The following is an 8,172-nucleotide window of genomic DNA, read 5'->3' on the forward strand; positions in this document are numbered from 1 at the left end:
GATGTCGCTTACGCGTGTCTTTAACAATAGCAAAATCACGGCTTTAAGTGAACCAGAAATATGGAATCCGCTTGCCAGGATGTGTCCATCTGCCCCTGTCCTGCGAAATGAATGGTCAGCCACTCCCCATCCGGAGAAAGCACAAGATCTTCAATCAAGAATCTTTCCGTGGTGGAATAGATGAGTTGTTCTTTATAAAACAATTCTTGGCAATAGGTTTCTCCTCCCAGGACTTTTACCGTTCCCGGCTCCATGAACTCAAGCGCAAAGGGGTCTATACAATTGAATGTTTCCGGCAGGTAGACCTCCCCGGATTTCACTTGAACCATGAAGAGCCCTTCTCTCCTTTGCAGCTCATTCCACTCTAGCTCTTTCGGATCTTCTGAAAGTTCTGTTAACAGGATGCTGGCATCGTCCTGTCTGGCGATTCTCAGGCCGGTTTCTATCCAAAGTGGTGCGTAGGAAAAGGCCCGCTCTCCGTCTTGGGTGAGAAATCGATACCAAGGATACAAAGGACCCAGCTCTTGTTTCTCCCATTCCTTTGTGACATTCACACTGGGGTACTGCCAAGCAATGGATGTGTCCTCTTTCGGGTGAAATGAGAATCCATAGACAAGGATCAGAGCCAGGAAAAACTTCCCTAATGGGAAATCTTTTTTATTTTTTAAAGCACTAAAGAGCCCATGCAAGATATAGAGGCCGAAGAGAGCGGCAAGTATTCCGACAATAATATGACCAAGAAGCAGATTGTTTAAAAACGGAAGGAATACGAATATCTTCAACAAGAAAAGGGGTAATTCCAGTATGTTTATTCCTGAGGTTTGAGATAAAACCAGCCCCACCATGAGGGCGCTCGTGGCACCTATGAGTCCGATCCATCGAATCCTTTTTTCTCCTTTTGCCGAGAGGGCTTTATCACTGGCTCTCCATGCAGCAAGGGCTTGAATCAACAGATAGCTACTGATCACCAATGGGAAGAAATGATCTTGAACGGTGTCGTCATCAAAACTTAAGAGAAGCATGAGTGCAATGGCACAATACCAACCTGGCAGGAGTAAAAGCGGCAGGATTGCTTTGATATCTTTTTTTTCGAATGGAAATGAAGTTTTTAAATGTGCCCAGAGCCAACGATAAAAAAGAAAATAGAGAAGGCCGCTCAACAGGAGTGTTGCGATCCAAATGACTGCCTTCCCTAAAATATCCTCGGTGGTTTCCGTGAATCCATTCCCCACAAAAGGCAAGGCGGCAATGGGTGCCGCACAAACCCCCAGGAATAAAGCTTCTAAAAACAGGGCGATTTTCTTTTGCATGGTGATTTTATAAAAATGAATAAATTCGTGGGGGTCTCCCATGTGACGGTCGATGGTCGCAGTGCCATGGTCTCCATGATCCTCCCAATGATCGTTCAGTTCCTGAAGCAGGCGAGCCTTGTATCCGTCTTTGGGTAAATCTCTGGAAAGAATTTTGAAAAAATCCTTCTTATGCATGGGCTTCTGTTCTTAAAATCTTATTCATTCCCTTGAGGAAATGCTTGAATTGCACCGTTTCTTCTTGCAGCACTCGTTTCCCCTCCCGCGTGAGCTTGTAGTAACGCCTTTTTTTCTCCCCTTTTTGTTTCCACTCACTTTCTAAAAAGCCTTTTTCTTCCAAACGGTATAACAAGGGATACAGCGTGCTTTCTTGAAATTGAAAAATGGATGCGCTGGATTTTTCGATGGCGGAAGTGAGTTGGTACCCATAAGCCTCATCCAAATCGTCCAGCGTTTGCAGCACGATGAGCTCAATACTCCCCTTTAAAATTTCCTTGGAAAATGCCATGTTGTTTTACTTATGTGATGAATACTATTTACTACATAGTAAAAAGATTTGCAAGTGGATTTTTATAATCCAGGGAAGCGTGCTAGCATCTTTTTATGTTGATGTTTCAAATCTTTCTCACGGCGTTTGGGCTTTCGATGGATGCTTGTGCGGCTTCGGTGGCGATGGGCGCACGATTTAAGCATTTGATGCTGAGGCTGCTGGGTTTGAGTTTGCTTTTTGGTGTTTTTCAGGCAGGGATGCCGCTGCTGGGTTATGCCTTGGGCGCACCTTTTGAACGGTTCATTGCACCGGTGGACCATTGGATTGCCTTTGCGATTCTTTGTTTACTTGGGCTCAATATGATTTTTGACTGGCAGAAGGAAAACGAGATTGAAGAGTCGGCGAAAAAACTGTCTTGGAAAGTGATGTTCAGTTTGGCTTTTGCCACCAGTATTGATGCTTTTGTGGTGGGAATTGGAATGTCGGCGATGCAGTGGCCTTTGCTGATTTCTGTTTTGATGATTGGAGGCGTCACTTTGGCGTTCTCCGTTCTTGGCGTCTTTGTGGGCAGACGGTTTGGTGCTTTTCTTTCAGGTTACGCTGAAAAATTTGGCGGAGTTGTTTTGATTTTCCTGGGCTGCAAGATTTTATTCAGTCACCTTTTTTTCTAATCAAAAAACACCAGTGGGAAAAGTGTCCGGCAAAGTCCGGAGCTTTGAGGTGTTCGATTTTTTCGATGGTGCAGGGATTGAGGCGTGAGGCGTCTATTTTGAAGCCGGTGCAGTTGTTGGAAAAGAGGATGAAGCCGCCGGAGTTGAGAAGTTCCAGCGCCGCATTGAGGAGGGCCGGATAATCCCGTTCAACCGAAAAGGTGTTGCCCTTGTTTTTGCTGAATGTGGGCGGGTCGATGATGATGATGTCGTAGGAGAGATTTTTGCGCTTGGCGTAGCGGAAGAATTCGAGGGTATCCATTTTGTAGACCCAGTTTTTTTCCGGCGGCAGATGATTGAGAGCAAGGTTTTTCTTAATCCACTCGCAGTAGGTTTCCGAAAGATCCACGCTGGTGGTTTTAGTGGCGCCGCCGCAGGCGGCGTAGATGGAAAAACTCCCGGTGTATGCAAATGTGTTGAGTACCGTTTTGTCTTTGCTTTGCGCCTCGATCCATTTGCGCGTTTCACGGTGATCCAGGAAAAGTCCGCAATCCAAATAATCCGAAAGATTGATGAGAAATTTGTGCCCATTTTCTTCCACGATCACTTCCTTGTGCTCGGCCTTAAGCGCCTCCCCCGCTCCCTTGCCACGACGATCTTTGTAAAAGAATTCTGTGATGGGGACTTGCGTGCGAACTTGTTTTTCGAATTCTTGTGTTTTGGGGAACTCTCCAAAAATATGAACCACGGCATTGTCCTTATACAGGTCCACCGCAAGGTCTTGGGTTCGTAGGAGTCGATAGGCTTCCAGATTTCGCATGGACGCAGTTTACCCCCATTTCACAAGTTTTTCACAGGGACTTCATTAGAAAATCAAATGTGAGGCCTAAATTGGGTCATGGATTCGGGCATCTGCGCCGGTCGACAATCCTTTTAACTCCTAAACTTTAAATCATGAAAAATAAACAATTTTTAAGTCACCTTTTGGTTCTTGGTCTCATTGTGGGGGGCACGGGAACCATCGCGCTTGTTCAAAATGCTTCCGCCGAGGATGCTTCCGCTGGTTTTGCGGGTTCTGCGGGTTCTGCGGAAGAAATGGGGCGGCCGGGCATGGAAATGCGCGCACAAGTGGACAGAACGGTGGAGAACATTTCAGACGGTGTCATCATCACGCTGACTACGGAGGACAGCAGCGCGCTTGAACACCTGCAAAGTATGACGGAATTTCCTGCGCATAGGGGCAATGGAGATTTTATGGAGAGCGTGGACCAAGAAATCAATCTTTTAGACAATGGTATTCAGATCACCCTTCGGTCGGAGGATCCCGAAACGGTTGATCGACTCCAAAACATGCCCGAACCGGGAGAAAAGGGCATGCACTTCCGTCGTGGTGGAGAGGGGCCCTTGCCGTTTATGAATGAAAATGTTGAGCGAACGGTGGAGGACATTGAAAATGGCGTCGTGATCACCCTGACTTCGGAGGATGATGAGGTGGTATCCCAATTGCAAGATTTTGAATGGGATGAACCGGAAACTTCCGTGGAGGACTGAGCTTGAGGGGGCTGAGTTTGGGGGGGCTGGCTTGCCAGCCCCCCCTTGAAGTATAATTCACAACGATATGCAAAAAACGATTCTTATTGTGGAGGATGATTCAAAAATTGCTGAGCTCGTTCAGCTTTATTTGGAGAAGGAAAATTTTCGTGTGCTCAAGGCCGAGGATGGAGCGGAGGGTCTGGAATTGGCGCTCAAGGCTAAGCCCGACCTCATTGTTTTGGATCGGATGCTGCCAAGCATGGAAGGGCTTGAAGTGCTTCGCGCCGTTCGCGCGGTTTATGAAGTTCCTATTTTGATCCTGAGTGCAAAGGGCGATGAAATTGAAAAAGTGATTGGACTGGAAGTGGGCGCGGATGACTATTTGAGCAAGCCCTTTAGCCCCAAGGAGCTGGTGGCACGGGTCAAAGCCCTGCTCAGACGCAGCAAGGTTGTGGCACCTGTGGCGGCCTCCCTTCATTACAAGGATCTCAGCTTGGATTCCTCTAAAATGCAGGTGCTTAAAAACGGACAAACGCTTGAATTTTCGGCTCTGGAGTTCAAGCTTTTGCACATTTTTATGAAGCAAGTGGGCCATGTCTTTTCTAGAGATCAGCTGATGCAGGAGCTCTATGATTCTCAGGCGCGTGTCTACGACCGCACCATCGACGCACACATTAAAAACCTCAGAAAGAAATTGGGTGATTCTTCCAAAAAACCCATATATATTGCTTCCGTATTTGGCGTTGGATATAAACTTTTAGACGATGAAAACCTCTCTTAGAAACAAACTTTTTCTGAGTTATGTCCTTATGATCCTGCTCACGCTGGGGATTTTAAGCTGGTTTGTGGATGAGCAAGTGAGCGAACATTTTAGTCGGTTTGCGGAGGATTTTATGAATCAGGGCCTCCCTATGACGCCCGGGCCAAGAGTTGAGGTTTTTTTACAGGCCATTCAAAAGTCCATGTTTCTCACCATGATGGCTGCCGCTTTCTTCGCTATTTTGATCAGTTTTATGACCATTGGATATTTCACCAGCCCTATTAAAAAAATGATTGCCGCCACCAAGGCCATCGCGGACGGGAAATATCAAGAGAGGATTCCCGTGGAATCTCACGATGAACTGGGTGATTTAATGGAATCCTTGAACTCCATGGCTGAGGCCTTGGATCGACACCGTTATTTGCAAGAGCAACTTCTGATCAATGTTTCCCATGAACTCGCCACCCCGCTCACCAATATCGGAGGCTACTTGGAGGCCTTGGAAGATGATGTCATTAAAAAAGAAAAACAAAAAGAAGTGTATGGGCTCATGCATGAAGAAACCGAGCGGCTCAAAAAAATGCTCCGAGAGCTTCGAGCCCTTCCCTTGCTTGAAAAAACGCAGTTTCAAATCCACCCCTCTCTACACAATATCGAAGCCTTGTGTAAAAAAGTCATCAAACAAATTCAACCCCAGTTTGATGCTAAAAAAGTTTCCCTGCGCTTTGTCTCCGAGCTTGAATCCAAGGAAGTTTTGCTCGATAAAGACCGCAGCACACAAATCCTTTTGAACTTGCTGAACAATGCCCTGCAATACACCCCCGCGCACAAGTCTGTGCTGGTCCATCTCACTCAAACCGAAAAAGAAACTATTTTGAGTGTGGAGGATGAAGGCCAGGGCATCCCCGCCAAAGCCTTGCCTTATATTTTTGAGCGCTTTTATCGGGTTGATGCCTCCAGAAACCGCAAAACGGGTGGCGTTGGCATCGGCCTCGCCATTGTAAAAGAGCTTGTGGAAGCCCACGGCGGACGCGTGGAAGTCACCAGTACGGAGGGCAAGGGCAGTCGCTTTAGTGTTTACTTTTTGAACTAGGTTTTGTTAGGATGCAGGCACGGTAATTTATAATTTTTATGAAAAAAATCTTTTCCTTTTTAATGGCCGCTTTACTTTTAACTTCTTGCACTTCCATGGATTCTTCTGAACCTGTCACTGAACTTCAAATTGAGGACCTTAGCATTGGGAGCGGTGAATCCGCCAAGGTTGGTGACACGGTAGAAATGCACTACACAGGGACTCTTTTGGATGGAACCGTTTTTGACAGTTCCAGGCCCCGCGGACAGACTTTTAGCTTTACGATTGGAGCCGGCCAAGTGATTCAGGGCTGGGAAGAGGGCATCCCCGGAATGAACGAGGGTGGCACTCGAAAACTCACGATTCCTTCCGACATGGCCTATGGAGACAGCGGGGTTGGTCCGATTCCAGGAGGCGCAACTCTGATTTTTGAGGTAGAATTGGTGAGCATCCAAGAATAACAAGGCGACTGGAATGAAAGAACGACTCCAAAAACGAATCGCAAGCAGTGGGTATTGTTCGCGCAGGGCCGCAGAACGCTTGATTGAAGATGGCGAGGTGAAGGTGAATGGAAAAATGGTGAAGGAGCAAGGCGTTCAAGTGAGTGAAAAAGATAAAATTGAAGTGGAGGGGAAACTCTTGAAGTTTGACAGTAAAAAAATCACCATTGCTTTTAATAAGCCGATTGGAGTGGTGAGCACACGAAAAGATCCTTTTGGAGCCAAGACCGTGACCGAACTTTTGCCCGCAAAATTCCGACATCTCAATCCTGTTGGGCGCCTGGATATGGACTCCGAAGGGCTGCTCCTCTTTTCTTCTGACGGGGACTTGCTTTTGGAGCTCACCCATCCGCGCTATGAGCACAAAAAAACTTACGAAGTTGGCGTTTACGGTGAGGTGACGACTCATACTTTAAAAGCACTTACAAAGGGAGTGGAACTCGACGGAGTTACGCTTCAGCCCATGCGCAGCACCGTTTTGCGTGGGGATGGCAAACGCACTTGGCTTGAGATGGTCCTTAAAGAAGGCCGCAAGCGCCAAATCCGCCGAGTGATGGAACGATTTGGGCACACGGTTTTTTCGCTCAAACGCACTGCCGTTGGTGAACTGGAACTCGGAGACCTAAAAACCGGCGAGTGCCGAGAACTCACGGACGAGGAGATTCAGAAAACCTTGAAGTGATCATTCGTCCTTCAAGAGCACGAAGAACTTGAGGTATTTTCCCTCTGGGAAATAGAGGTTGTACGGATGGTCGATGGGTTGGCTTTGAATGGCGAGCACACGGAGAGTGCAGCGAGCCTTGCTTGCGGCGAGCGCCAACATTTTTTGAAACATTTCTTCGGTGACATGCGCGGAGCAAGAACTTGAAATCAGGATTCCGCCTTTGGGCAAAAGCTGCAGAGCTCTTTCGTTGATGAAGGTGTAGCCCTGCAATCCTTTTTTGAGACTTTTTTGATTTTTTACAAAGGCCGGTGGATCCAAAATAATGACATCAAATTGAGTTTGTTTGTTGCGGTATTCTTCCAAAAGATCAAAGACATCCTTATCCAAAAATTCATGCTTTTTGGGATCGAGCCCATTGAGTTCAAAATTGCGTTTGGCGGTTTCCAATGCCGGGCCGGAGGAATCCACACTCGTGACTTTTTTGGCTCCCGCAAGCGCGGCATACAAAGAGAATCCGCCCGTGTAGCAAAAACAGTTGAGCACGGTTTTGTCTTTGGTGTAGGCCTGCAGGGCCTTCCTGTTCTCCCGTTGATCCAAAAACATGCCCGTCTTTTGTCCTTCCTCAATATTCACGAGCATGGGAATACCGTTTTCAAGAATTTCCAGCTCTTTTGGGAGCGGTTCCCCAAAAAGCAAACCCTTGGGTTGATCGAGCAGACCTTCTTGATTTCGCACTCCGATATCGCTTCTTTCATAAATACTTTGTGGATTGAAAACCGCCTTGAGCGCGGAGACCACTTCTTTTTTTAGCATTTCCATCCCCATGGTGTGCACTTGAACCACCAGCACGGAATTGTAACGATCCACAATGAGTCCGGGCATCCCATCGCTTTCTCCAAAGACGAGGCGGTAGGCGTTCGTTTTTTTGCTGTCGATGAATCGTTCTCGCATTTTTTTGAGCTGCGCGAACCGTTGGACAAAAAAGTCCGTATCGATTTTTTGCTGTGAATCACGCGTGAGGATGCGAACCGCAATTTGTGATTTTTCGTTGTAGTAACCGCGAGCTAAAAACTTCCTTCCCGTTCCATCGTAAATGTCCACAAGGCTTCCGCTGGGAACGGATTCGTCATACTGCAAGGCCATGGAAAAAATCCACGGATGATTGCTGGACATAATATGCTCTTTGCCCGGTT

At 47.1% G+C, this 8,172-nt stretch carries 9 protein-coding genes; 6 read left to right on the forward strand and 3 right to left on the reverse strand.

The features are described from left to right. Positions 1 to 20 precede the first annotated feature (20 nt). On the reverse strand, positions 21 to 1,487 hold the full coding sequence (locus WC777_06350; GenBank protein MFA6024781.1) for a hypothetical protein: 1,467 nt from the start codon (positions 1,485 to 1,487) through the stop codon (positions 21 to 23). Beyond that, positions 1,480 to 1,818 carry a helix-turn-helix transcriptional regulator gene (locus tag WC777_06355; GenBank protein ID MFA6024782.1) on the reverse strand — a complete coding sequence of 113 codons (339 nt, stop codon included), beginning with the start codon at positions 1,816 to 1,818 and terminating at the stop codon, positions 1,480 to 1,482. The genes WC777_06350 and WC777_06355 overlap by 8 nt, the downstream gene beginning before the upstream one ends. 95 nt (positions 1,819 to 1,913) lie before the next feature. Between WC777_06355 and WC777_06360 the strand changes: the two genes are divergently transcribed. From WC777_06360 to WC777_06385, 6 genes are all read left to right on the forward strand, one after another. Further along, on the forward strand, positions 1,914 to 2,471 hold the full coding sequence (locus WC777_06360) for a manganese efflux pump MntP family protein (GenBank protein MFA6024783.1): 558 nt from the start codon (positions 1,914 to 1,916) through the stop codon (positions 2,469 to 2,471). A gap of 13 nt (positions 2,472 to 2,484) precedes the next feature. Next, a complete protein-coding gene (locus tag WC777_06365; GenBank protein MFA6024784.1) occupies positions 2,485 to 3,243 on the forward strand; it encodes a hypothetical protein in 759 nt (252 codons plus the stop codon). Between the two features lie 161 nt (positions 3,244 to 3,404). After that, complete coding sequence (locus tag WC777_06370; protein ID MFA6024785.1) at positions 3,405 to 4,205, forward strand: hypothetical protein; 801 nt, start codon at positions 3,405 to 3,407, stop codon at positions 4,203 to 4,205. Next, on the forward strand, positions 4,090 to 4,764 hold the full coding sequence (locus WC777_06375) for a response regulator transcription factor (GenBank protein ID MFA6024786.1): 675 nt from the start codon (positions 4,090 to 4,092) through the stop codon (positions 4,762 to 4,764). Before WC777_06370 ends, WC777_06375 begins: the two co-directional genes overlap by 116 nt. Continuing rightward, positions 4,748 to 5,836 carry a HAMP domain-containing sensor histidine kinase gene (locus tag WC777_06380; protein MFA6024787.1) on the forward strand — a complete coding sequence of 363 codons (1,089 nt, stop codon included), beginning with the start codon at positions 4,748 to 4,750 and terminating at the stop codon, positions 5,834 to 5,836. The genes WC777_06375 and WC777_06380 overlap by 17 nt, the downstream gene beginning before the upstream one ends. A 38-nt stretch (positions 5,837 to 5,874) precedes the next feature. Continuing rightward, positions 5,875 to 6,276 (forward strand): FKBP-type peptidyl-prolyl cis-trans isomerase, encoded by a 402-nt coding sequence (locus WC777_06385; GenBank protein ID MFA6024788.1) that lies wholly within the window; start codon positions 5,875 to 5,877, stop codon positions 6,274 to 6,276. A 661-nt stretch (positions 6,277 to 6,937) separates the two neighbouring features. Here the strand turns inward: WC777_06385 and WC777_06390 are convergent. Continuing rightward, on the reverse strand, positions 6,938 to 8,172 hold a 1,235-nt coding region (locus tag WC777_06390), incomplete at its 5' end, for a class I SAM-dependent rRNA methyltransferase (protein MFA6024789.1).

It is taken from the genome of Candidatus Gracilibacteria bacterium, from assembly GCA_041661045.1.
Taxonomy (GTDB): Bacteria; Patescibacteriota; Gracilibacteria; order UBA1369; family 2-02-FULL-48-14; genus 2-02-FULL-48-14.